Source organism: Pseudomonas sp. EZ-C24 (assembly GCF_014525325.1).
GTDB lineage: Bacteria > Pseudomonadota > Gammaproteobacteria > Pseudomonadales > Pseudomonadaceae > Aquipseudomonas > Aquipseudomonas shirazensis.
In genome coordinates, this window is record NZ_JACDIU010000026.1 from 74,237 (window position 1) to 96,288 (window position 22,052).

At 59.1% G+C, this 22,052-nt stretch carries 26 protein-coding genes; 7 read left to right on the forward strand and 19 right to left on the reverse strand.

Annotated elements, in window-relative coordinates:
* Positions 1-34 precede the first annotated feature (34 nt).
* Both IDM28_RS20125 and IDM28_RS20130 read left to right on the forward strand, forming a co-directional pair.
* Entirely contained in the window at positions 35-1,477 is a 1,443-nt protein-coding gene (locus IDM28_RS20125) for an alanine/glycine:cation symporter family protein (RefSeq protein WP_101322323.1), read from the forward strand.
* A 71-nt stretch (positions 1,478-1,548) separates the two neighbouring features.
* Positions 1,549-2,538: an asparaginase gene (locus tag IDM28_RS20130; protein ID WP_150571011.1), complete on the forward strand. Its 990-nt coding sequence runs from the start codon at positions 1,549-1,551 to the stop codon at positions 2,536-2,538.
* 57 nt (positions 2,539-2,595) lie between these two features.
* On the opposite strand, the gene IDM28_RS20135 is transcribed toward IDM28_RS20130, so the two are convergent.
* Complete coding sequence (locus IDM28_RS20135; RefSeq protein WP_188036758.1) at positions 2,596-3,516, reverse strand: LysR substrate-binding domain-containing protein; 921 nt, start codon at positions 3,514-3,516, stop codon at positions 2,596-2,598.
* A 120-nt stretch (positions 3,517-3,636) separates the two neighbouring features.
* Between IDM28_RS20135 and IDM28_RS20140 the strand changes: the two genes are divergently transcribed.
* Genes IDM28_RS20140 through IDM28_RS20155 form a run of 4 tightly spaced genes read left to right on the forward strand, consistent with a single transcriptional unit; the run spans position 3,637 to position 6,977 of the window.
* Entirely contained in the window at positions 3,637-4,530 is an 894-nt protein-coding gene (locus tag IDM28_RS20140) for a sugar phosphate isomerase/epimerase family protein (RefSeq protein ID WP_188036759.1), read from the forward strand.
* A complete protein-coding gene (locus IDM28_RS20145) occupies positions 4,527-5,306 on the forward strand; it encodes an SDR family NAD(P)-dependent oxidoreductase (RefSeq protein WP_150571012.1) in 780 nt (259 codons plus the stop codon). Before IDM28_RS20140 ends, IDM28_RS20145 begins: the two co-directional genes overlap by 4 nt.
* A gap of 45 nt (positions 5,307-5,351) precedes the next feature.
* Entirely contained in the window at positions 5,352-6,662 is a 1,311-nt protein-coding gene (locus tag IDM28_RS20150) for an MFS transporter (protein WP_262500174.1), read from the forward strand.
* 30 nt (positions 6,663-6,692) lie between these two features.
* A complete protein-coding gene (locus IDM28_RS20155; RefSeq protein WP_188036760.1) occupies positions 6,693-6,977 on the forward strand; it encodes a YciI family protein in 285 nt (94 codons plus the stop codon).
* A gap of 124 nt (positions 6,978-7,101) precedes the next feature.
* On the opposite strand, the gene IDM28_RS20160 is transcribed toward IDM28_RS20155, so the two are convergent.
* From IDM28_RS20160 to IDM28_RS20170, 3 genes are all read right to left on the reverse strand, one after another.
* Positions 7,102-7,551, reverse strand: a complete 450-nt coding sequence (locus IDM28_RS20160; RefSeq protein WP_188036761.1) for a hypothetical protein — start codon at positions 7,549-7,551, stop codon at positions 7,102-7,104.
* Positions 7,552-7,760: 209 nt separating this feature from the next.
* Positions 7,761-8,327 carry a single-stranded DNA-binding protein gene (locus IDM28_RS20165; protein WP_101322330.1) on the reverse strand — a complete coding sequence of 189 codons (567 nt, stop codon included), beginning with the start codon at positions 8,325-8,327 and terminating at the stop codon, positions 7,761-7,763.
* A 9-nt stretch (positions 8,328-8,336) separates the two neighbouring features.
* Positions 8,337-9,731, reverse strand: coding sequence for an MFS transporter (locus tag IDM28_RS20170; RefSeq protein ID WP_188036762.1), 1,395 nt, complete (start codon positions 9,729-9,731; stop codon positions 8,337-8,339).
* 129 nt (positions 9,732-9,860) lie between these two features.
* On the opposite strand from IDM28_RS20170, the gene uvrA reads away from it, so the two are divergent.
* Positions 9,861-12,695 carry an excinuclease ABC subunit UvrA gene (uvrA, locus tag IDM28_RS20175; RefSeq protein ID WP_178080799.1) on the forward strand — a complete coding sequence of 945 codons (2,835 nt, stop codon included), beginning with the start codon at positions 9,861-9,863 and terminating at the stop codon, positions 12,693-12,695.
* Positions 12,696-12,770: 75 nt separating this feature from the next.
* Here uvrA and bfr read toward each other — a convergent pair whose 3' ends face one another.
* From bfr to rpsH, 15 genes are all read right to left on the reverse strand, one after another.
* On the reverse strand, positions 12,771-13,235 hold the full coding sequence (gene bfr, locus IDM28_RS20180) for a bacterioferritin (protein ID WP_101322333.1): 465 nt from the start codon (positions 13,233-13,235) through the stop codon (positions 12,771-12,773).
* A 161-nt stretch (positions 13,236-13,396) separates the two neighbouring features.
* Positions 13,397-14,836, reverse strand: a complete 1,440-nt coding sequence (locus IDM28_RS20185) for a catalase (RefSeq protein ID WP_188036763.1) — start codon at positions 14,834-14,836, stop codon at positions 13,397-13,399.
* 170 nt (positions 14,837-15,006) lie between these two features.
* Positions 15,007-15,393, reverse strand: a complete 387-nt coding sequence (rplQ, locus tag IDM28_RS20190; RefSeq protein WP_003255451.1) for a 50S ribosomal protein L17 — start codon at positions 15,391-15,393, stop codon at positions 15,007-15,009.
* A gap of 42 nt (positions 15,394-15,435) precedes the next feature.
* The gene (locus tag IDM28_RS20195; RefSeq protein ID WP_003255452.1) at positions 15,436-16,437 is read right to left on the reverse strand and encodes a DNA-directed RNA polymerase subunit alpha; all 1,002 of its coding nucleotides are present in this window, start codon (positions 16,435-16,437) and stop codon (positions 15,436-15,438) included.
* 22 nt (positions 16,438-16,459) lie between these two features.
* Positions 16,460-17,080, reverse strand: coding sequence for a 30S ribosomal protein S4 (gene rpsD, locus IDM28_RS20200; protein WP_101322335.1), 621 nt, complete (start codon positions 17,078-17,080; stop codon positions 16,460-16,462).
* A 15-nt stretch (positions 17,081-17,095) separates the two neighbouring features.
* Positions 17,096-17,485, reverse strand: coding sequence for a 30S ribosomal protein S11 (gene rpsK / locus IDM28_RS20205; protein WP_012270237.1), 390 nt, complete (start codon positions 17,483-17,485; stop codon positions 17,096-17,098).
* Between the two features lie 30 nt (positions 17,486-17,515).
* Positions 17,516-17,872 (reverse strand): 30S ribosomal protein S13, encoded by a 357-nt coding sequence (gene rpsM, locus IDM28_RS20210; RefSeq protein WP_101322336.1) that lies wholly within the window; start codon positions 17,870-17,872, stop codon positions 17,516-17,518.
* 131 nt (positions 17,873-18,003) lie between these two features.
* A complete protein-coding gene (rpmJ, locus tag IDM28_RS20215) occupies positions 18,004-18,120 on the reverse strand; it encodes a 50S ribosomal protein L36 (RefSeq protein ID WP_011531897.1) in 117 nt (38 codons plus the stop codon).
* A gap of 28 nt (positions 18,121-18,148) precedes the next feature.
* The gene (secY, locus tag IDM28_RS20220) at positions 18,149-19,480 is read right to left on the reverse strand and encodes a preprotein translocase subunit SecY (RefSeq protein WP_101322337.1); all 1,332 of its coding nucleotides are present in this window, start codon (positions 19,478-19,480) and stop codon (positions 18,149-18,151) included.
* The gene (rplO, locus tag IDM28_RS20225) at positions 19,481-19,915 is read right to left on the reverse strand and encodes a 50S ribosomal protein L15 (protein ID WP_010220318.1); all 435 of its coding nucleotides are present in this window, start codon (positions 19,913-19,915) and stop codon (positions 19,481-19,483) included.
* A 3-nt stretch (positions 19,916-19,918) separates the two neighbouring features.
* Positions 19,919-20,098 carry a 50S ribosomal protein L30 gene (gene rpmD / locus IDM28_RS20230; protein ID WP_101322338.1) on the reverse strand — a complete coding sequence of 60 codons (180 nt, stop codon included), beginning with the start codon at positions 20,096-20,098 and terminating at the stop codon, positions 19,919-19,921.
* The gene (gene rpsE / locus IDM28_RS20235) at positions 20,098-20,598 is read right to left on the reverse strand and encodes a 30S ribosomal protein S5 (RefSeq protein WP_003255465.1); all 501 of its coding nucleotides are present in this window, start codon (positions 20,596-20,598) and stop codon (positions 20,098-20,100) included. The genes rpmD and rpsE overlap by 1 nt, the downstream gene beginning before the upstream one ends.
* A gap of 3 nt (positions 20,599-20,601) precedes the next feature.
* Complete coding sequence (rplR, locus tag IDM28_RS20240; protein ID WP_029614571.1) at positions 20,602-20,952, reverse strand: 50S ribosomal protein L18; 351 nt, start codon at positions 20,950-20,952, stop codon at positions 20,602-20,604.
* A 10-nt stretch (positions 20,953-20,962) separates the two neighbouring features.
* Entirely contained in the window at positions 20,963-21,496 is a 534-nt protein-coding gene (gene rplF, locus IDM28_RS20245) for a 50S ribosomal protein L6 (RefSeq protein ID WP_003255469.1), read from the reverse strand.
* Positions 21,497-21,508: 12 nt separating this feature from the next.
* Complete coding sequence (gene rpsH / locus IDM28_RS20250; RefSeq protein ID WP_101322339.1) at positions 21,509-21,901, reverse strand: 30S ribosomal protein S8; 393 nt, start codon at positions 21,899-21,901, stop codon at positions 21,509-21,511.
* Positions 21,902-22,052 lie beyond the last annotated feature (151 nt).

Sequence of the window (22,052 nt, forward strand, 5' to 3'; positions counted from 1 at the left end):
TCCACGCGAAGAATAAGAATCGAGGTCATTTGCCATGCTCGAAGTACTCAACGATTTCCTTTCGGGGAAGCTGCTCATCGTCCTTATCGTCGGACTTGGTAGCTACTTCACCCTCCGCTCGCGGTTCGTCCAGTTCCGTCACTTCGGCCACATGTTCGGTGTGTTCAAAGAATCCCTGCGTGGCCAGGCTGGCCAGCTGAGCTCGTTCCAGGCACTGATGCTGAGCCTGGCCGGCCGCGTTGGCGCCGGTAACATCGCCGGTGTCGGCATCGCTGTGACCCTCGGCGGCCCAGGCGCTGTGTTCTGGATGTGGGTGACCGCGCTGGTTGGCATGTCCAGCAGCTTCTTCGAATGTACCCTGGCCCAGGTGTACAAGCGCGCCGATGGCGATGGCCTGTACCGTGGCGGCCCGGCGTACTACATCTTGCATGGCTTGAAATTCAAGCGCATGGCGGTGGTGTTCTCGCTGCTGTTGCTGGTGACCTACGGCTTCGCCTTCAACGGCCTGCAGTCGTACACCGTGACCCACTCGCTGCAAAATGCCTTCGGCTTCCCGCCGCAGCAGACCGGTATTGCCCTGGCAGTGCTGCTGGCGATCGTCTTCCTTGGTGGTATCAAGCGTATTGCTTCGGTGTCCGACCTGCTGGTACCGGTCAAGACTCTGGCCTACATCGGCGTCACCCTGTATGTGATCGGCAGCCAGATCGAGCACGTGCCAGCGATGCTGGAAACCATCTTCAAAAGCGCCTTCGGCCTTGACCCTGCGTTCGGCGGCCTGCTCGGCAGCGCGATCGTGATGGGCGTGAAACGTGGCGTGTTCGCCAACGAAGCGGGCCTGGGCAGTGCGCCCAACGTTGCTGCCGTGGCCGCGGTCAAGCACCCTGGCGCACAGGGCGTGGTGCAGGCGTTCAGCGTGTTCCTCGACACCTTCGTGATCTGCACCTGCACCGCACTGCTGATCCTGCTGTCGGGCTTCTACACCCCAGGCTTCGAAGGTGACGGCATCGTCCTGACCCAGAACTCGCTGGCCGCTGTAGTCGGTGACTGGGGTCGTCTGTTCGTCAGCGTCGCGCTGTCGCTGTTCGTCTTCACCTGCATCCTCTACAACTACTACCTGGGCGAAACCAGCCTGCAGTTCCTGACCCGCAAGCGTTCGGTGCTGATGGGCTACCGCGGCCTGGTCCTGGCGCTGATCGTATGGGGTTCGGCGCAAGACCTGTCGACCGTGTTCGCCTTCGCCGACATCACCATGACCTGTCTGGCCTTCGTCAACCTGATCGCCCTGACCCTGCTGTTCAACATCGGCCTGCGGGTAATGCGCGACTACGATGTGCAGCGCAAGGCTGGCATCAAGCAGCCAGTGTTCGATTCGAGCAAGTTCCCTGACCTGGACCTGGACCGCAACGCCTGGCCAGTTCCGGCAGCCGCTGAAACAACCGCTGACAACACCGTCGGTCAGGTTCAGACCCAGCGCTGATATCCTCCCCTGCCAGCCGCCCCGTTCGCGGGCGGCTGCTTCTCTCTCCGCTCATCGTTACGGAATGCGCCATGCGTGCAGTCAAGAATCTTCTCGTCCTCTATACCGGTGGCACCATCGGCATGCTCGAAACACCCCAGGGCCTGGCCCCGGCGGGCGGCTTCGACGTGCGCATGCGCGAGCATCTGGCGCAACTTGACGATGCTCCGCAGATACAGTGGACACTGCGTGAAATGAACCCACTGCTGGACAGCGCCAACATGCAGCAAGCCAACTGGCTGGCCATGCGTGACGCGATTGTCGAGGCGGTGGAACGTGACGGCCACGACGGCGTGCTGGTGCTGCACGGTACCGATACGCTGGCCTACACCGGTGCAGCCTTGTCGTTCGTGCTGCTCGGTTTGCCGGTGCCGGTACTGCTGACCGGTTCGATGTTGCCCGCCGGCGCGCCAGACAGCGACGCCTGGGACAACCTGATCGGCGCCCTGCGCCTGCTCGAAAGCGGCATCGAGGACGGCGTGCAGCTGTACTTCCACGAGCAGTTGCTGCACGGCTGCCGCGCCTCCAAGCTGCGCAGCGAGGCATTCGACGCCTTCGCCGCCCTGCCCCGTCATCGCGACAGCGAGCGCGCGCCAGCCATCCCGGCTGTGCTTGACTACCGTCAGCTGCGCCAGCCGGTAAAGCTGGCGGTATTGCCGGTGTTCCCCGGCCTGCAGGCAGAACACCTGCGCGGCCTGCTCGACAGCGGCGTGCAAGGGTTGGTGCTGGAGTGCTACGGCAGCGGCACCGGGCCGTCCGACGACCAGGCCCTGCTGGATGTGCTGCATGACGCCCACCAAGGCGGCGTGGTGATCGTTGCGATCAGCCAGTGCCCGGTCGGCTCGGTGGTATTTGACACCTATGCCGCCGGTAGCCGGCTGCGTGACACTGGCCTGATCAGCGGCGGCGGCATGACCCGCGAAGCGGCGCTGGGCAAGTTGTTTGGCTTGCTTGGGGCGGGGCTGGATGCGCAGGCGACGGAGCATTGGTTTGCGCTGGATCTGTGTGGGGAGCGGGCTTGAAGGCCTGATTGCCTAAAGAAAGCATCGGCAGCTTCAGATTCGCCGCCGATGCCCGCTCTAGCGCTGAGCAGAGCGGGCGGTACACCACTGCCGAAGCATCCCGGCAAACATCTGCGCTACGTCAGACAGCGGCCGATCAGTCGCTGAAGTAAGGCCAATCGGTGCGCGCAGCAGGGAACTGCTGAAAGGCAATTGCTGCACCAGCCCCAAGCGCAGATCCAGGTCGATCACCCCGCGTTGCACAAACCACACGGCGTCATAATCGTGGACGTATACCCGAGAAAATGTCTCGCTCAGCGATTCCTGAATCTGAAAGCGTTGAACGCCACCACTGCTGAGCAGGAAGTTGTCGATGCTGGTTCGTACCAAGGTACCTTGCGGGGATGCCAGCAGTACGTGCGCGCGCAAATCATCCAACTGCAGTTGCTCGCGCTGGGCCAGTGGGTGTCCCGTGCGCACCACCAGCAGCAAATCCTCTTCATATAACGCCTCGAACATCACTCCGAGCATGTCTCGACCAATCAGCCGTCCGACGATCAGATCGAGTTCGCGGGTGCGCAGCTTGCCCACCAGGTAGTCATACATACCGGATTCCACGCGAACCTGTACATGCGGGTAGCGCTCGCGCATCTGCGCCACCACGGGTGCGAGCATGTAGCCCGCAGCTGTCGGCAACGCTCCAACCTTGAGGATCTGCGGTGCCGGCGCAGCCGTCTGGCCTTCGTCCATGGCCAACCGAAAGCTGGCCATGGTCTGCGCTGCGTGTTTGTTGAAGGCCTCACCGGCCTGGGTCAACTGCACACCCTTGCGCCCGCGCAGCAGCAACTGCACATCCAGCTCTTGCTCTAGCTCCTTGAGGCTTTTCGATACGGCTGAAACAGTGATGTGCAGCAGCTTGGCGGCAGTGACCAGGCTGCCAGCGCTGACCACGGCAAGAAACACCCGAAAGTGGCGCAGGTTGATGGCATTAGGGTGCATGACTGGCTCCTTGTTCAACCTACAAGTTAACCAAGCGCTGATTTTATATCAATTTATTCAACAAAAAGTTTGCTCTAGCATCGACCCTATCCACACGGAACCGATAACCAGGGCAATCATATGATTTCAACCTCACCGCCACGGCTCGGCGCGTCCAGCGCATCTCTGCCAAGCCTGGCTCCCGAAGCCTTGGTTGAGCAACTGGCCGAGCACGGCTATCGAGGCGTTGAGTGGCGCGTTGCCGATACCTCTGGCCTGGACTTTGCTCGCGCCTGGGATGCCCGCAGCAACAATCGCTGCACCATCGCCCCGACAGTACACGCAGTCGAGGACATCTACCGGCGCTGCCATGCCGCCGGCCTGGAAATCTTCTGCCTGAGCCCTTACCTGGCGGTTGGCGACACTGACCAGGCGCAGCACATGATCAACCTCGCCGCTCGGGCAGGTCAGGCTCGCTTGCGCTTATGGGCACCTGGCTACGTGGATGAGCGCTATCCAGCGGCCTATGCGCGCATGCGCCGCTTCCTTGACCAGATCCTGCCACTGGCCGAACAAGCCGGCGTGCGTCTGGCGCTGGAGGTGCATCAACGCACCATCTGTTCCAGCCCTTCGCTGGCCATGCGCGTGGCCGAACATTACCCCGCCGAGCGGTTAGGCATCATCTATGACCTCGGCAACCTGGCCATCGAAGGCCGCGAGGATGTGCAGATGTCGCTCGACCTGATGGGTGCGCATCTGGCCCATGTGCAGGTCAAGAACGTCGCGTACCAACCACTCGGCCCTGGCCAAGGCTGGCAGTGGCAATGGTGCCCTCCCGATGAAGGCGTACTGCCGCTGCCGGCAATGCTCGCCACCCTGCGTGCCAACGGCTTTGCCGACTGGATTTCGGTAGAAGATTTCGATGCCCGCCACAGTGACCTGCACAAGCTGCGGCGTAACCGCGACCTGATCGGCCGCTACCTGAACCTGACACCTTTCGTCCCTGCTGCCAGCCAAGAGGTACCTTGCCAATGAACACTTCCACCGACCCGCGTCGGGTTGCCTTGGTCACCGGCGCCGCTGGCGAACTGGGCCGGGCCATCTGCGCTCGCTTGAGCCAGGACGGCCTGGACCTGGTCGCGGCGGACCTCGACCTTGAGGCAGCGCAGAGCCTGGTCGCGCAACTGCCGTTGTCCCCGGGCCAGAGAGCGTTGGCAGTGCACGCCGATCTCGGCGATCCGGCCTCCATCGCTACCTTGGTGGAGCATGTTGGGGCTGCCTTTGGCCGCATCGATGTCGTGGTGAACAACGCAGCGGTCAATCACCGCGGCTCGATCTACGATTTCGACGTCGCCAAGTGGGATCACATGATGGCTGTCAACCTACGCGGTCCGGCCCTGCTGTGTCAGCAGGTTGCACCCTACTGGCAGCGGCAGAACAGCGGCCGAGTGATCAATATGGTCTCGCGCTGCTGGGTGGCCGGCGGCCCACCGGCCTATGTCGCCTGTAAGGCGGGCCTGGTCGGGTTGACCCGCTCGATGGCTCGCGAGCTGGCGCCACACAACGTCACCGTCAACGCCATCGCGCCTGGACTATTGCCCTCGGCTTTCACGCTCGATGGCCGTGATGCCGATAGCTTCGAGCAGATGGCCCAGGGTTCGATCAACAGCACACCCTTGAAGCGCCTGACCACGCCCGAGGACATTGCGGGCACCACTTCATTCCTGGCCTCGAGAGATGCCGCTTTTATCACTGCCGAGGTGATTCACGTCTGTGGAGGCAGCCAATTGGCGCCGTTCGGCAGCCGCTGACCTGTTGCAAGCCCCGTTCACCACAATTACAAGAAAGGCTAACCCATGCAAACTCACGCGACCGACAATCGGCGCATGGCCCGCAGAGCTGCATTCGGCAGTTTTCTGGGCAGTGTCGTCGAGTATTACGACTTTTTTATCTACGGCTCTGCTGCCGCGCTGGTCTTCAGCACGCTGTTCTTTCCCTCGTCTGACCCGATGGCGGGGACGTTGGCAGCCCTGGCCACGTTCGGCGTCGGTTACCTGGCCCGGCCCGTAGGCGCGCTGGTCTGCGGCCACCTTGGCGACCGCTTCGGGCGTAAACAGGTACTGATGATGACCCTGATGCTGATGGGCATCGCCACGTTCACCATCGGCCTGCTGCCCACCTACGCCAGCATCGGCGCATGGGCGCCAGCGTTGCTGGTGCTGTGCCGCCTGCTGCAGGGCTTTTCTGCTGGCGGCGAGCAGGTCGGCGCCAGCCTGCTGACCATGGAGCACGCTCCGGGCAAGAGCAAATCGTTCTACACCAGCTGGCTGATCAATGGCGCATCGATGGGCTCGATCCTCGCCACGTCAGTATTCATCCCACTAACGATGCTGAGTGAGGAACAGTTGCTCAGCTGGGGCTGGCGGATCCCGTTCCTGCTCAGTGCAGTAATGGTCATCATCACCTGGATAATCCGCCGCGGCGTCGAAGAAAGCCCGGAATTCAAAGCCAGTAAAGCCAAGCCAGAACACTTGCCTGTCGCTGATCTGTTCCGCCATGAAGGGCGCGCCTTCATCATTGTGTTCTGCTGCGCACTGATCTGCTCGGTGTCGTCGCTGGTGATGATCTTTGGCTTATCCTGGGCGACCAACAATCAGGGGGTCGAGCGCGCGTCGATGCTCACGGCCATTGCCGCGAGTCAGGCCGTCGCCCTCCTCTGCCAACCGCTGTTCGGCCTGCTGGCTGACCGCATCGGCCGCAAGCGTATCTTCACCCTGGGCGCGTTCGCCTGCAGCGCTGGAGTGTTCTTGTTCCTGTGGTCGATCACCACCGGGAACATCGGCCTGATCATGTTTAGCACCGTGCTGCTCAAATCTGTGCTCTACAGTGCGCCGAATGCACTATGGCCATCCTTCTATGCCGAGATGTTCAGCATCCGTGTGCGCTATACCGGGGTTGGCCTGGCGACCCAACTGAGCTTCATCATCGCCGGCTTCTCACCAAGCATTTGCTATGCGCTGATGGCTGATAACCACGACTGGTTGCCGGTAGCCTGCTTCATTGGTGGCCTTGCACTGATTGCGGCAATTGCTGCGCTGGTATCGCGGCCAGCGGGCGAAGCCGCTCCTGAGACGCATCAGCCGATGCAGCAACACGCGCGGCACTGAGCCGAAAACCCAACCTTCAGGAACTGAACCATGCAATTTGCGCTTATCGCCTACGATTACGACGATGCCCTTGAACGCCGCCTGCAGTGCCGTGAAGAGCATGTGGCGCGCTTGCACGCGCTGGCCGCCAGTGGCAATTTCCTTGGCGGCGGAGCACTGCTCAACACCGAGGGCAAGATGATCGGCTCCAACGTGCATATCGCTTTTGAGTCCCGCGCCGCACTCGATATCTGGCTGCAGAGTGAACCCTACCTTGAGCAGAAGGTGTGGGAAAAGGTCGAAGTGCTGGAAATCAAGCGACTGCCGATTGGTTGAAGCTGATCGGCAGCGTGTTTGAAGTCTAAATTACATGAGCCCAAAAGGCCCTCGGCGCGTTGCAGCGCTGGGGGCCTTCGCTACTCCAGACAAGCGCGGAACTCCAAGACGCTCAGCAAGCGAATCATTGATTCAATGTAATCTCAAATTTATCTTCACCCAGGTGAGTGATCTTGACGGTATTAGACACATCCTGACCGTCTTCAGACTTTAACTGATAGTTGGCCTGCAAATAGGACTCGCAGGTCATGATTTCCTTAGAACCCAACTTGCTGCCCACAGCCATGCACACACTACCAATCGTTGCGATAGGCCCCGGATAGATCTGTATATACTCGAATAACGTCGGCCCAGCCATGCTGTTATACGTTATGGTTTCCGGGCCGAAGATCATGGTGATGACACCGATGGCTGTCACGAGAAAGCCCACGCCTACCAACAGCCAGTAGGCATACACTGCGCCGCCCTCCTCAGCGTTGACGTATGCCTGATAGGCATCGACAAAGCCGGCAACGCAATACTCGCTTTGCGAGTCTTTGATTATAATTCGACTTGAAGAAATGATGTCCTGCATGGGCCCGCTCCTTGAAAAAGCGGATTGTACTTAATAAATTCGGGCATTGATTACCAAGCAAGCAACCTCAGAAACTTCCTACACTAAAAGTTATCTTTGAAGCACACCTGCAACTTCCACTAACAAACCATCGAAACATTGACATCGAGTCAATAAAAAAGCCCGCAGCATAAGATGCTGCGGGCTTTTTATTACGACAAGACTATTGATTAAAACGGAATATCGTCATCAAAGCTGTCGAAGTCAGCTGCCGGCTGTGGCGCTGGCTGTTGCGGCGCCGGGCGCTGCTGAGCCTGCTGCGGGCGTGGTGCCTGCTGGCGCGGTGCCTGCTGCTGTGGCTGCTGGTTGTACTGCTGTGGCTGACCACCGCCCTGGTTGTAGTTGTTACCACCACCCTGGTTGTACTGATCACCGCCGCCTTGTTGGTTCTGCGGGCGGCCGCCGAGCAGCTGCATGGTGCCTTGCATGTCGACGATGATTTCAGTGGTGTAGCGCTTGATGCCGTCTTTTTCCCACTCGCGGGTCTGCAGCTTGCCCTCGATGTAGACCTGGGAACCCTTGCGCAGGTACTCACCGGCGATTTCGGCAACTTTGCCGAACATCGACACACGGTGCCACTCGGTACGCTCGACCTTCTGACCGGACTGCTTGTCGGTCCACTGCTCGCTGGTGGCCAGGCTCAGGTTGGTCACGGCGTTACCGTTGGGCAGGTAGCGGACTTCGGGATCCTGACCACAGGTACCGACCAGAATGACTTTGTTAACCCCACGGGCCATAACGTTCTCCTAGGCTTCGCACGCCGATGAGGCTGGATTTACCAGACGCTCGAGGGTCGCACGGTCCAAAATTTTCGTATCCAGTTTGATATAGATGGCGGCTTCTTCTGCCACCACCACGGCGTCGGTCACACCCGGCACGGCCATCAGGCGTTCGGTCAACCCGGCTTCCCGGACCGCCTCAGGCGTCAGTGGCATGCGCAGGCTGGTCACATAGGGCGGCTCGTTCATGCTCAAGGCGACGACCAACCACACAGCACACAGCAGCGCACAACCGACGAACACCATGCCCAGACCACCATGCTGGAATAACCAGCCACCGATGATTCCTCCCAGCGCGGCACCGAGGAACTGGCTGGTGGAATAAACCCCCATGGCCGTTCCCTTGCCGCCGGCGGGCGACACCTTGCTGACCAGCGAAGGCAAGGATGCCTCCAGCAGGTTGAAGGCAGTAAAGAATATCACGGTGCCGATCACCAGTCCGTGCAAGTTGTCAGCCCACTGCCAGAAGAACACCTCGACCAGCAGCAGAACGCTTACCGCGCCGAGCAACACACGCTTCATCTTGCGCTTTTTTTCGCCGTAGATAATGAACGGCACCATTGCAAAAAATGAGACGAACAACGCGGTCAGGTATACCCACCAGTGTTCTTCCTTGGGCAGGCCGCCGCGTTCGACAAAGGCCAAGGGCAGCGCAACGAAGCTGGCCATGAGGATCGCATGCAGGACGAAAATACCCACGTCCAGGCGCAGAAGGTCCGGATGGCGCAGGGTTGGGCCGATGGCCTTGCGCGCCACCCCCGACTCGCGGTGCTGCAGGGTGCTGTGCGCATGCGGCACGAAGAAGGCCACCAGCAGGATGCCGACCAGGGCAAGTCCTGCAGTCGCGAGGAACAATCCCGACAAACCAAAGGCGCGCGTCAACAATGGCCCCACAACCATTGCCACGGCAAACGACAAACCGATGCTCATGCCGATCATGGCCATGGCCTTGGTCCGGTGCTGTTCTCGGGTCAGGTCGGAGAGCAGCGCCATGACCGCTGCCGAGATCGCCCCGGCGCCCTGCAGAATGCGCCCGGCGATCACGCCCCAGATCGAGTCGGCCTGGGCTGCCAGCACACTGCCGAGGGCGAAGATGATCAGCCCAAGGTAGATCACCGGGCGCCGGCCGATGCGGTCGGAGATCATCCCGAACGGGATCTGCAGCACCGCCTGGGTCAGGCCGTAGGCACCGATGGCCAGGCCGATCAGCGCAGGCGTGGCGCCGGCCAGGTCCATGCCGTAGGTGGCAAGTACCGGCAGCACCATGAACATGCCCAGCATACGAAAGGCAAAGACCAGGGCCAGGCCACCGGCGGCGCGAGTCTCGCTACCACTCATGCGCTCGTTGTGGGTGTCGTGCATGGATAAACCTCGTGTGAACCGGCGGCGATTCTATCAGTCCCACGCCTTGACGGCATATACGCGACGCTTTGCCGCGTAATGGCAGCGCGCCGTATACTTCTATGTTTATGCCCGCCAAGCGAGGCCGCAGTGGACAAGATTCTGATTCGTGGGGCACGTACCCACAACCTGAAGAACATCGACCTGACCCTGCCCCGGGACAAGTTGATCGTGATCACCGGTTTGTCCGGTTCCGGCAAGTCATCGCTGGCTTTCGACACCCTCTACGCCGAGGGTCAACGCCGTTATGTCGAGTCGTTGTCGGCTTACGCCCGGCAATTCCTGTCGATGATGGAAAAGCCCGACGTCGACACCATCGAGGGCCTTTCCCCGGCAATCTCGATCGAGCAGAAATCAACCTCGCACAACCCGCGCTCGACGGTCGGCACAATTACCGAAATCTACGACTACCTGCGTCTGCTGTATGCACGGGTAGGTACCCCGCGCTGCCCGGACCATGACATCCCGCTGGAAGCGCAAACGGTCAGCCAGATGGTCGACCTGGTGCTCGAGCAACCTGAGGGCAGCAAGTTGATGCTGCTGGCGCCGGTCATCCGCGAGCGCAAGGGCGAGCACCTGGCGGTGTTCGACGAGCTGCGCGCGCAGGGCTTTGTGCGCGTGCGGGTCAACGGCAAGCTGTACGAGATGGACGAGCTGCCGACCCTTGAGAAACAGAAAAAACACAGCATCGATGTCGTGGTCGACCGTTTCAAGGTCCGCAGCGACCTGCAGCAGCGCCTGGCCGAGTCGTTCGAGACAGCGCTGAAGCTGGCTGACGGCATTGCCCTGGTCGCGCCGATGGACGACGAGCCCGGCGAAGAAATCATCTTCTCTGCGCGCTTTGCCTGCCCGGTCTGCGGCCATGCCATCAGCGAGCTGGAACCCAAGTTGTTCTCCTTCAACAACCCGGCTGGCGCGTGCCCGACCTGCGATGGCCTGGGCGTGAAGCAGTACTTCGACACCAAGCGCCTGGTCAACACCGAGCTGACCCTGGCCGAGGGCGCGATCCGTGGCTGGGACCGGCGCAACGTGTACTACTTCCAGATGCTTGGCTCGCTTGCCGCGCATTTTGGCTTCAGCCTGGAACAACCGTTCGCTGAACTGGCAGCAGAGGATCAAAAGATCATTCTGCAGGGCAGCGGCAAGCAGAACGTCGACTTCAAATACCTGAATGACCGTGGCGATATCGTCAAGCGCTCGCACCCGTTTGAAGGCATCGTGCCGAATCTGGAGCGACGTTACCGCGAGACCGAGTCGGCCACGGTGCGTGAAGAGCTGGCCAAGTTCCTCGGTACGCAGCCATGCCCGGACTGTCGCGGCACGCGCCTGCGCCGTGAGTCGCGACATGTATGGGTTGGCGAGAAAACCCTGCCAGCGGTGACCAACCTGCCGATTGGCGATGCCAGCACCTACTTCAGCGAGCTGACCCTGACCGGTCGCCGCGGCGAGATCGCTTCGAAGATCCTCAAGGAGATTTGCGAGCGCCTGCAGTTTCTGGTCAACGTCGGCCTTGATTACCTGACCCTGGATCGCAGTGCCGACACCCTCTCCGGCGGCGAAGCGCAGCGTATTCGCCTGGCCAGCCAGATCGGCGCGGGCCTGGTGGGCGTCATGTATATCCTCGACGAGCCTTCGATTGGCTTGCATCAGCGCGATAACGACCGCTTGCTCGGCACGCTCAATCACTTGCGCGACCTGGGCAACACGGTGATTGTGGTGGAGCACGACGAGGACGCCATTCGCCTGGCTGACTACGTTGTCGACATCGGCCCGGGCGCTGGTGTACATGGTGGCCAGATCGTTGCCGAGGGCACGCCACAGGAGGTCATGGACCACCCTGATTCGCTGACCGGTGCCTACCTGTCCGGGCGCAAGAAGATCGCTGTGCCGGCCAAGCGCACCCCCCGTGACAAGAAGCTGTCGCTCAAGCTCAAAGGCGCGCGTGGCAACAACCTGCAGAACGTCGATCTGGAAATCCCGATAGGCTTGCTGACTTGCGTGACCGGTGTCTCCGGGTCGGGCAAGTCGACGCTGATCAACAACACGCTGTTCCCGCTGGCGGCGACTGCGCTGAACGGCGCTACCAGCCATGAGGCCGCCGCACACAGCAGCATGGACGGCCTGCAGCATCTGGACAAAGTGGTCGACATCGACCAGAGCCCGATTGGCCGTACCCCACGCTCCAACCCGGCGACCTATACCGGCATCTTCACGCCGGTGCGCGAGCTGTTTGCAGGGGTGCCCGAGTCGCGTGCGCGCGGTTATGGTCCGGGACGGTTCTCGTTCAACGTCAAGGGCGGCCGCTGCGAAGCGTGTCAGGGCGATGGCCTGATCAAGGTCGAGATGCACTTCCTGCCGGACATCTACGTGCCCTGCGACGTGTGCAAGAGCAAGCGCTACAACCGCGAGACGCTGGAGATCAAGTACAAAGGAAAGAACATCCACGAGGTGCTGGAAATGACCATCGAGGATGCCCGCGCATTCTTCGATGCAGTGCCGGCGCTGGCGCGCAAGCTGCAGACGCTGGTGGATGTCGGCCTGTCGTACATCAAGCTTGGTCAGTCGGCCACGACCCTCTCCGGGGGCGAGGCGCAGCGGGTCAAGCTATCCCGTGAGCTGTCCAAGCGCGATACCGGCAAGACGCTGTACATCCTCGATGAACCGACTACCGGCCTGCACTTCGCCGATATCCAGCAGTTGCTCGATGTACTGCACCGCTTGCGCGATCACGGCAACACCGTAGTGGTGATCGAACACAATCTGGACGTGATCAAGACCGCCGACTGGCTGGTCGACCTCGGCCCGGAGGGCGGCTCCAAGGGCGGCCAGATCATCGCGGTGGGTACGCCTGAAGAGGTGACCAAGATGAAGCAGTCGTATACCGGCCACTACCTCAAGCCGTTGCTGGAGCGTGACCGGGCGTAAGCCTACAAAAAAAGCCCCCGGTAGCGAGCTACCGGGGGCTTTTTTACAACCATGCAGCCCGTTACGGCAAGCTGATTACATCTGCGATTGCAGGTAGTTCTGCAGGCCGATGACCTTGATCAGACCCTGCTGCTTTTCCAGCCAATAAGTGTGATCTTCTTCGGTATCTGCCAACTGCTGACGCAGGATGTCGCGGCTGATGTAATCCTTGTGCGTTTCGCACAATTCAATGCCTTTGCACAACGCTGCGCGCACCTTGTACTCGAGGCGCAAGTCGGCTGCGAGCATTTCCGGCACAGTGGTGCCCACGTCCAGATCATCCGGACGCATGCGCGGGGTGCCTTCCAGCATGAGAATGCGGCGCATCAGGGCGTCGGCGTGTTGCGCCTCTTCTTCCATTTCATGGTTGATGCGCTCGTAGAGCTTGGACAAGCCCCAGTCTTCGTACATGCGCGAATGAATGAAATACTGATCACGTGCTGCCAGCTCGCCGGTGAGCAACGTGTTGAGGTAATCGATTACGTCCGGGTGACCTTGCATCGCCCTGGTTCTCCATGTGAAAGCGCTATGTGCATAGTGTGAACCAGGACTGCTGCAAGGTCACTGAAAAACGCGCAATAACATGCAAAAAAACGCCTAAACAGTAGTGATATTCATTGAAAAACCGCCCAAATGAGGGCGGTTCTACTTATCATTCCGACTCAGGCGAGATTCAGCCCCAACGCCTTGGCAATTCCTTCGCCGTAGGCTGGATCTGCCTTGGAGAAGTGCTGCAACTGGCGCATCACCACAACTGCGCTGACACCTGCCATGGTGCCGGCAATGTTGTTGATCAGCAGTGTTTGTTGCTCAGGGCTCATCAAGCGGAACAAGGCCCCGGCGTGGCTGTAGTAATCGCCGTCCTCACGGTGGTCGTGACGATCGGCTGCGCCGGTCAGGGCAAGCGCCGGCTCGGCATGCTGCGGCGACTGCTTGGGCGCATCGCTGTAGCTGTTCGGCTCGTAGTTAGGCGCACTGCCATAGCTACCGGAAGCCATCGCGCCATCGCGCTGGTAGCTGTGCACCGGGCTGCGAGCGGCGTTGACCGGCAGATGCTGGTGATTGGTGCCTACGCGGTAGCGGTGCGCATCGGCATAGGCAAACACACGCCCTTGCAGCATCCGGTCTGGCGACAGGCCGACACCTGGAACCATGTTGCTTGGGCCGAAGGTGGCTTGCTCGACTTCGGCAAAGTAGTTGAGCGGGTTGCGGTTGAGTTCAAGCACGCCAACCTCGATCAAAGGGAATTCCTTCTGCGACCAGGTCTTGGTCACATCGAAAGGATTCTCCGCTCGATTGGCTGCCTGCTCCTCGCTCATGACCTGAATGCACACAGTCCAGCGCGGATAGTCACCGCGTTCAATCGCCTCGAACAGGTCACGCTGGGCGTAATCAGGGTCAGTACCCGCCAGGCGAGCTGCTTCGGCCGGTGCCAGGTTCTTGATGCCCTGCTGAGTCTTGTAGTGCCATTTGACCCAGGTGCGCTCACCGCTCGCGCTGATCAGGCTGTAGGTATGGCTGCCGAAGCCGTGCATGTGACGGTAGCCGTCCGGGATACCCCGATCAGAGAACAGGATCGTGACCTGGTGCAGCGCCTCAGGCGAATGCGACCAGAAGTCCCACATCATCTGGGCGTTCTTCAGGTTGCTCTGCGGATGGCGCTTCTGCGTGTGGATGAAGTCAGGAAACTTCAGGGGGTCGCGGATGAAGAACACCGGGGTGTTGTTGCCCACGATGTCCCAATTGCCTTCCTCGGTGTAGAACTTGAGCGCGAAGCCACGCGGGTCACGTTCGGTGTCAGCCGAGCCGCGCTCGCCACCTACGGTGGAGAAGCGCAAAAAGGTCTCGGTTTGCTTGCCAACCTTGTCGAACAGTTTGGCACAGGTGTAGCGGGTGATATCGCGTGTTACGGTGAAGGTACCGTAGGCGCCCGAGCCCTTGGCGTGTACACGGCGCTCAGGGATGTTCTCGCGGTTGAAGTGGGCGAGTTTTTCCAGCAGGTGGAAGTCGTCAAGCAGCAGCGGGCCGCGAGGGCCGGCCGAACGGGAATTCTGGTTGTCAGCTACAGGTGCACCGCTGGCGGTGGTAAGAATCTTGCTCATGGGCTCTCCTTGACGGTCTTGATCTGCCGTTTGTCGGCTTGCGGACAGTATCGGGGAGCGGCATTACAAGAGCTAATTCATTGATCGATTTGAGGCGATAGGAATTAACAATAATTACAGACACAAAAAACCGGGCACTAGGCCCGGTTTTTTGTAGCAGACAGAACGTCTTACTCGGCAGCTTCTACAGCACCACCGACTGGACGATCAACCAGCTCGACGTACGCCATAGGCGCGTTGTCGCCAGCGCGGAAACCGCACTTCAGGATACGCAGGTAGCCGCCCTGACGGGTGGCGTAGCGCTTGCCCAGATCGTTGAAGAGCTTGCCAACAGCGGATTTCGAACGGGTACGGTCGAAAGCCAGACGACGGTTGGCTACGCTATCTTCCTTGGCCAGGGTGATCAGCGGCTCGGCAACGCGGCGCAGTTCCTTGGCTTTTGGCAGAGTAGTTTTGATCAGCTCGTGCTCGATCAACGACACTGCCATGTTCTGGAACATAGCCTTGCGGTGAGAGCTGGTACGGCTCAGGTGACGTCCACTTTTACGATGACGCATGATTCATTCCTTACCAAACACTACGTTCGGTGATTACGACGATCAGGCAGTCGCCTTGTCGTCCTTCTTAAGACTTGCAGGCGGCCAGTTGTCGAGGCGCATGCCGAGGGACAGACCACGGGAAGCCAAAACGTCCTTGATTTCAGTCAGGGACTTCTTGCCCAGGTTAGGAGTTTTCAACAGCTCTACTTCGGTGCGCTGAATCAGGTCGCCGATGTAGTAGATGTTCTCCGCCTTGAGGCAGTTGGCAGACCGTACGGTCAGTTCCAGGTCGTCAACCGGACGCAGCAGGATCGGATCGATCTCGTCTTCCTGCTCGACCACTACCGGCTCACTGTCACCTTTGAGATCCACGAACGCGGCCAGCTGCTGTTGCAGGATGGTCGCGGCACGACGGATTGCCTCTTCTGGGTCCAGAGTACCGTTGGTTTCCAGATCAATGACCAGCTTGTCCAGGTTGGTACGCTGCTCAACACGGGCGTTTTCGACCACATAGGCGATACGACGCACCGGGCTGAACGAAGCGTCCAGCTGAAGACGGCCAATGCTGCGGCTTTCATCTTCGTCAGTCTGACGAGAGTCGGCCGGCTCGTAACCGCGACCACGAGCTACAGTGAGCTTCATGTTCAGGGCGCCGTTGGACGCCAGGTTCGCGATTACGTGATCGGGGTTGACGATCTCGACATCGTGATCCAGCTGAATATCGGCAGCGGTAACCACCCCCGAACCCTTTTTCGACAAGGTCAGCGTAACTTCGTCACGACCGTGCAGTTTGATAGCCAGGCCTTTCAGGTTCAACAGGATTTCAATTACGTCTTCCTGTACACCTTCGATCGCGGAGTACTCATGGAGTACGCCATCGATCTCGGCCTCGACTACTGCACAGCCAGGCATGGAGGACAACAGGATGCGGCGCAGCGCGTTGCCCAGGGTATGGCCGAAACCACGCTCGAGAGGCTCGAGCGTAATCTTGGCGCGGGTCGGACTGACTACCTGCACATCAATGTGGCGGGGAGTCAGGAACTCATTTACCGAAATCTGCATGGATGCACCTATTTTCTAGCCCTTACTTGGAGTAGAGCTCGACAATCAGGTTTTCGTTGATGTCGGCAGACAGGTCGCTGCGAGCAGGAACGTTCTTGAAAACGCCCGACTTTTTAGCAGCATCCACGTCTACCCACTCAACGCGGCCGCGCTGAGAGCACAGTTCAAGGGCTTGAACAATGCGCAGCTGGTTCAGCGATTTCTCACGAACCGAGACCACGTCACCCGGACGAACTTGGTAAGATGGAATGTTTACAGTCTTACCGTTGACGCTGATCGCTTTGTGCGAAACCAGCTGACGCGACTCGGAACGAGTCGAGCCGAAGCCCATACGGTAAACGACGTTATCCAGACGGCACTCGAGCAGTTGCAGCAGGTTCTCACCAGTTGCGCCTTTTTTCGAGGCTGCAGCTTGGTAGTAACCGCGGAACTGACGCTCCAGAACACCGTAGATACGACGGACTTTTTGTTTCTCGCGCAGCTGGGTACCGTAGTCGGACTGACGGCCACGGCGCTGGCCGTGGATACCTGGGGCTGCTTCGATGTTGCACTTCGATTCCAGAGCGCGAACGCCGCTCTTCAGGAAAAGGTCAGTGCCTTCACGGCGAGACAGTTTGCATTTTGGACCAATGTAACGTGCCATTTATCTGTCTCCTGATTACACGCGACGCTTCTTCGGCGGACGGCACCCGTTATGCGGGATTGGCGTCACGTCGGTGATGCTGGCGATCTTGTAGCCGCAGCTGTTCAAAGCACGAACGGCGGACTCACGACCTGGACCTGGACCCTTGACGTTTACGTCGAGGTTTTTCAGACCGTATTCCAGCGCAGCTTGACCAGCTCGTTCAGCAGCAATCTGAGCTGCAAACGGGGTGGATTTGCGCGAACCACGGAAACCCGAACCACCGGACGTTGCCCAGGACAAAGCATTGCCCTGACGGTCGGTGATGGTCACGATGGTGTTGTTGAAAGACGCGTGGATGTGGGCGATGCCATCAACCACTGTCTTTTTGATTTTTTTACGAGGACGAGCAGCAGGTTTTGCCATGTCTATTTTCCTGTCGATTCGCTGGTGCGATTACTTGCGGATCGGCTTACGCGGGCCCTTACGGGTGCGTGCATTGGTCTTGGTGCGCTGACCGCGAACCGGCAGACCTTTACGATGGCGCAGACCGCGGTAGCAGCCCAGGTCCATCAAGCGTTTGATCTTCATGTTGATGTCACGGCGCAGATCACCTTCAGTGGTGAACTTGGCGACTTCGCTACGCAGCGTTTCAATCTGCTCGTCGCTCAGATCCTTGATCTTTGCGGCTGGGTTAACCCCAGTGTCTGCACAAATCTTCTGTGCAGTTGTGCGACCGACACCATAGATGTAGGTCAGCGAGATAACAGTGTGCTTGTTATCTGGAATGTTGACGCCTGCAATACGGGCCATTCAGTGGGACTCCAATTGACAGCTACCTACGCCCCGGAAGCCAAGAAATAGGGCGCGAGATAATATCGCTGTAGAAACAATTAATCAACCCAGCAGCGCACTAGCTGCTGGGCTTGTAGCGCGGATCACACTCAGCCTTGGCGCTGCTTGTGACGCGGTTCCGCGCTGCAAATTACTCGCACGATACCTTCGCGGCGAATAATCTTGCAGTTACGGCACAGCTTTTTCACCGATGCACGAACTTTCATGACCAACTCCTCGAACCTTAGGGGCCTGTCAGCGCAGCAAGCTGCTGCCGCCATAGCCTTTCAGGTTGGCTTTCTTCATCAGGGATTCGTACTGGTGCGAAACGAGGTGGGATTGTACTTGGGACATGAAGTCCATCACAACCACTACCACGATCAACAACGACGTCCCGCCGAGATAGAACGGCACGTTTGCAGCCACCACAAGGAACTGGGGCAGAAGGCATACGGCCATCATGTAAAGAGCACCGAACATGGTCAGACGAGTCAGAACGCCATCAATGTAGCGCGCCGACTGCTCACCAGGACGGATACCCGGAATAAAGGCACCGGACTTCTTCAGGTTTTCCGCTACGTCTTTCGGGTTGAACATCAACGCTGTGTAGAAGAAGCAGAAGAAAATGATCCCTGCACTAAACAGCAAAATGTTCAACGGCTGACCAGGAGCGATCGACTGCGAGATGTCTTGCAGCCAGCCCATACCTTCGGACTGACCGAACCAGGCACCCAGCGAAGCCGGGAACAGCAGAATGCTGCTGGCGAAAATAGCCGGGATTACCCCTGCCATGTTCACCTTGAGCGGCAAGTGGCTGGTCTGCGCAGCAAAGACCTTGCGGCCCTGCTGACGCTTGGCGTAGTGAACGGCGATTCGACGCTGACCACGCTCAATGAACACCACAAAACCGATAATCGCTACTGCCAGCAAACCGATAGCGACCAGGGCGAAAATGTTGATATCGCCTGTGCGCGCAGACTCGAAAGACTGCCCGATTGCTCTCGGAAGACCGGCAACGATACCCGCGAAAATCAACATCGAGATACCGTTGCCCACACCGCGCTCGGTAATCTGCTCACCCAGCCACATCATGAACATTGCGCCTGCCACGAAGGTGGAGACGGCAACCACATGGAAGCCAAGGCTTGCAGAGAACGCCACGCCCTGGTTGGCCAAGCCAATGGACATGCCAATCGCTTGAACCAATGCCAGGATTACAGTGAGGTAGCGGGTGTACTGGCTGATCTTGCGACGGCCAGCTTCACCTTCCTTCTTCAACTGCTCCAGCTGTGGGCTGACAGCGGTCATGAGCTGCATGATGATCGATGCCGAGATGTACGGCATGATCCCCAGTGCAAAGATGCTCATGCGCTCCAGCGCACCACCGGAAAACATGTTGAACAAGCTAAGAATGGTCCCCTCATTCTGTCGAAACAGATCCGCCAGACGGTCCGGGTTGATGCCAGGCACCGGGATATGCGCACCTATCCGATAGACGATGATCGCCATGAACAGAAAGCGCAGACGAGCCCAGAGTTCCGACATCCCGCCCTTACCGAGCGAAGAGAGAGCACCTTGCTTAGCCATTTATTCCTCGAATTTGCCGCCAGCTGCTTCGATAGCCGCACGCGCACCTTTGGTGGCTGCGATGCCCTTGATGGTAACTGCGCGAGTGACTTCGCCAGACAGCATGATTTTCACACGCTGTACGTTCTGGTTGATCACGTTGGCATCCTTCAAGGATTGCACGGTGACAACATCGCCTTCCACTTTGGCCAGCTCGGACAGACGCACTTCTGCGCGGTCCATGGCTTTCAGCGAAACGAAGCCGAATTTCGGCAGACGACGGTGCAGCGGCTGTTGACCGCCTTCGAAGCCCGGAGCGATGGTGCCACCGGAACGGGAGGTCTGACCTTTGTGGCCGCGGCCACCAGTCTTACCCAAACCGCTACCGATACCACGACCCGGACGATGCTTCTCGCGACGGGAACCCGGCGCTGGACTCAGATCATTGAGTTTCATCGATTAACCCTCGACGCGCAGCATGTAGTAAGCCTTGTTGATCATCCCGCGATTCTCGGGAGTATCAAGTACTTCTACGGTGTGACCAATGCGACGCAGACCCAGGCCTTTAACACACAGTTTGTGGTTAGGCAGACGGCCGGCGGTGCTTTTGATCAGCGTGACTTTAACGGTGGCAGCCATTAGAAGATCTCCTCAACGCTCTTGCCGCGCTTGGCAGCAATGGATTCAGGAGATTGCATGGCCTTCAGACCCTTGAAGGTGGCGTAAACCACGTTCACTGGGTTGGTCGAACCGTAGCACTTGGCCAGAACGTTCTGGACACCAGCAACTTCCAGGACAGCACGCATAGCGCCGCCAGCGATGATACCGGTACCTTCGGAGGCAGGCTGCATGTAAACCTTCGAGGCGCCGTGGGCGGCCTTGGTGGCGTACTGCAGAGTGGTGCCTTTCAGGTCAACCTGAATCATGTTGCGACGGGCAGCTTCCATGGCTTTCTGGATCGCGGCTGGTACTTCGCGCGATTTGCCACGGCCGAAGCCTACACGGCCCTTACCATCACCAACCACGGTCAACGCGGTGAAGGTGAAGATACGGCCGCCTTTGACGGTCTTGGCTACGCGATTAACTTGAACCAGCTTCTCGATGTAGCCTTCGTCGCGCTTTTGATCGTTATTTGCCATAACTTAGAACTCCAGCCCGCCTTCACGAGCAGCATCAGCCAGCGCTTTGACGCGGCCATGGTACTTGAAGCCGGAACGGTCAAAGGCAACTTGAGATACACCGGCGGCTTTCGCGCGCTCAGCTACCAGCTTGCCAACCTTAGTGGCCGCGTCGATGTTGCCGGTGGCGCCATCACGCAGGTCTTTGTCCAAGGTAGAGGCGCTTGCCAGAACCTTGCTGCCGTCGGCCGAGATGACTTGGGCATAAATGTGCTGCGAGGAGCGGAACACGCACAAACGCACGGCTTCGAGCTCGTGCATTTTCAGGCGTGCTTTGCGAGCGCGACGCAGTCGAGTAACTTTTTTGTCGGTCATTTGCTAGGCCCTACTTCTTCTTGGCTTCTTTACGACGGACGACTTCGTCCGCGTAACGCACACCTTTGCCTTTGTACGGCTCTGGTGGACGGAAGTCGCGGATTTCAGCGGCCACCTGACCTACCAGCTGCTTGTCGATGCCCTTGATCAGGATATCGGTCTGGCTAGGCGTTTCAGCGGTGATGCCGGCTGGAAGCTCGTAGTCTACTGGGTGAGAGAAGCCCAGAGCCAGGTTCAGGACGGTGCCCTTGGCCTGAGCCTTGTAACCAACACCGACCAGCTGGAGCTTGCGCTCGAAGCCTTGGCTTACGCCTTGGACCATGTTGTTCACCAGAGCGCGGGTAGTACCGGCCATGGCGCGAGCTTGCTGGTCACCATTGCGAGCGACAAAACGCAGCTCACCAGACTCTTCGGTAACTTCAACAGACGAATGAACGTTCAGTTCGAGAGTGCCCTTGGCACCCTTCACCGAAAGCTGTTGGCCGGCGAATTTGACTTCGACACCGGACGGCAGCTTTACGGGGTTCTTAGCGACGCGAGACATGCTTATCCCCCCTTAGAACACTGTGCACAGAACTTCGCCACCAACACCGGCGGCACGTGCAGCACGATCCGTCATCACACCTTTGTTGGTGGAGACGATAGACACGCCCAGACCGCCACGAACTTTCGGCAGATCTGTAACGGCCTTGTACTGACGCAGGCCTGGTCGGCTGGCGCGCTTCAGCTCTTCGATGACCGGACGGCCTTCGAAGTACTTCAGCTCGATCGACAGGGAGGGTTTGACTTCGCTGCTTACCTGGTAACCAGCGATGTAACCTTCGTCCTTCAGAACTTGGGCAACCGCAACCTTCAGAGTCGAAGAAGGCATGCTTACGACGGACTTTTCAGCCATCTGGGCATTACGGATGCGAGTTAGCATGTCCGCTAACGGGTCCTGCATACTCATGGGCTAGATGCTCCTGATACAAGAATTATTAGCCTCTCGGCTATCACAACCACCCAAGCACCCAGGACAAAAGACCCGGGCTCGGGTGAGCCGATCATTCTAGACACAACCTAGAAACGAAACAAGCCCCATATAGGGGCTTGTTTAGAAG

Coding starts and splice junctions, on each gene's coding strand:
- IDM28_RS20125 (WP_101322323.1), top strand. CDS start 35: ATGCTCGAAGTACTCAACGATTTCCTTTCGGGGAAGCTGCTCATCGTC.
- IDM28_RS20130 (WP_150571011.1), top strand. CDS start 1,549: ATGCGTGCAGTCAAGAATCTTCTCGTCCTCTATACCGGTGGCACCATC.
- IDM28_RS20135 (WP_188036758.1), bottom strand. CDS start 3,516: ATGCACCCTAATGCCATCAACCTGCGCCACTTTCGGGTGTTTCTTGCC.
- IDM28_RS20140 (WP_188036759.1), top strand. CDS start 3,637: ATGATTTCAACCTCACCGCCACGGCTCGGCGCGTCCAGCGCATCTCTG.
- IDM28_RS20145 (WP_150571012.1), top strand. CDS start 4,527: ATGAACACTTCCACCGACCCGCGTCGGGTTGCCTTGGTCACCGGCGCC.
- IDM28_RS20150 (WP_262500174.1), top strand. CDS start 5,352: ATGCAAACTCACGCGACCGACAATCGGCGCATGGCCCGCAGAGCTGCA.
- IDM28_RS20155 (WP_188036760.1), top strand. CDS start 6,693: ATGCAATTTGCGCTTATCGCCTACGATTACGACGATGCCCTTGAACGC.
- IDM28_RS20160 (WP_188036761.1), bottom strand. CDS start 7,551: ATGCAGGACATCATTTCTTCAAGTCGAATTATAATCAAAGACTCGCAA.
- IDM28_RS20165 (WP_101322330.1), bottom strand. CDS start 8,327: ATGGCCCGTGGGGTTAACAAAGTCATTCTGGTCGGTACCTGTGGTCAG.
- IDM28_RS20170 (WP_188036762.1), bottom strand. CDS start 9,731: ATGCACGACACCCACAACGAGCGCATGAGTGGTAGCGAGACTCGCGCC.
- bfr (WP_101322333.1), bottom strand. CDS start 13,235: ATGCAAGGTCACCCGGACGTAATCGATTACCTCAACACGTTGCTCACC.
- IDM28_RS20185 (WP_188036763.1), bottom strand. CDS start 14,836: ATGAGCAAGATTCTTACCACCGCCAGCGGTGCACCTGTAGCTGACAAC.
- rplQ (WP_003255451.1), bottom strand. CDS start 15,393: ATGCGTCATCGTAAAAGTGGACGTCACCTGAGCCGTACCAGCTCTCAC.
- IDM28_RS20195 (WP_003255452.1), bottom strand. CDS start 16,437: ATGCAGATTTCGGTAAATGAGTTCCTGACTCCCCGCCACATTGATGTG.
- rpsD (WP_101322335.1), bottom strand. CDS start 17,080: ATGGCACGTTACATTGGTCCAAAATGCAAACTGTCTCGCCGTGAAGGC.
- rpsK (WP_012270237.1), bottom strand. CDS start 17,485: ATGGCAAAACCTGCTGCTCGTCCTCGTAAAAAAATCAAAAAGACAGTG.
- rpsM (WP_101322336.1), bottom strand. CDS start 17,872: ATGGCCCGTATTGCAGGCGTCAACATTCCAGATAACAAGCACACTGTT.
- rpmJ (WP_011531897.1), bottom strand. CDS start 18,120: ATGAAAGTTCGTGCATCGGTGAAAAAGCTGTGCCGTAACTGCAAGATT.
- secY (WP_101322337.1), bottom strand. CDS start 19,480: ATGGCTAAGCAAGGTGCTCTCTCTTCGCTCGGTAAGGGCGGGATGTCG.
- rplO (WP_010220318.1), bottom strand. CDS start 19,915: ATGAAACTCAATGATCTGAGTCCAGCGCCGGGTTCCCGTCGCGAGAAG.
- rpmD (WP_101322338.1), bottom strand. CDS start 20,098: ATGGCTGCCACCGTTAAAGTCACGCTGATCAAAAGCACCGCCGGCCGT.
- rpsE (WP_003255465.1), bottom strand. CDS start 20,598: ATGGCAAATAACGATCAAAAGCGCGACGAAGGCTACATCGAGAAGCTG.
- rplR (WP_029614571.1), bottom strand. CDS start 20,952: ATGACCGACAAAAAAGTTACTCGACTGCGTCGCGCTCGCAAAGCACGC.
- rplF (WP_003255469.1), bottom strand. CDS start 21,496: ATGTCTCGCGTCGCTAAGAACCCCGTAAAGCTGCCGTCCGGTGTCGAA.
- rpsH (WP_101322339.1), bottom strand. CDS start 21,901: ATGAGTATGCAGGACCCGTTAGCGGACATGCTAACTCGCATCCGTAAT.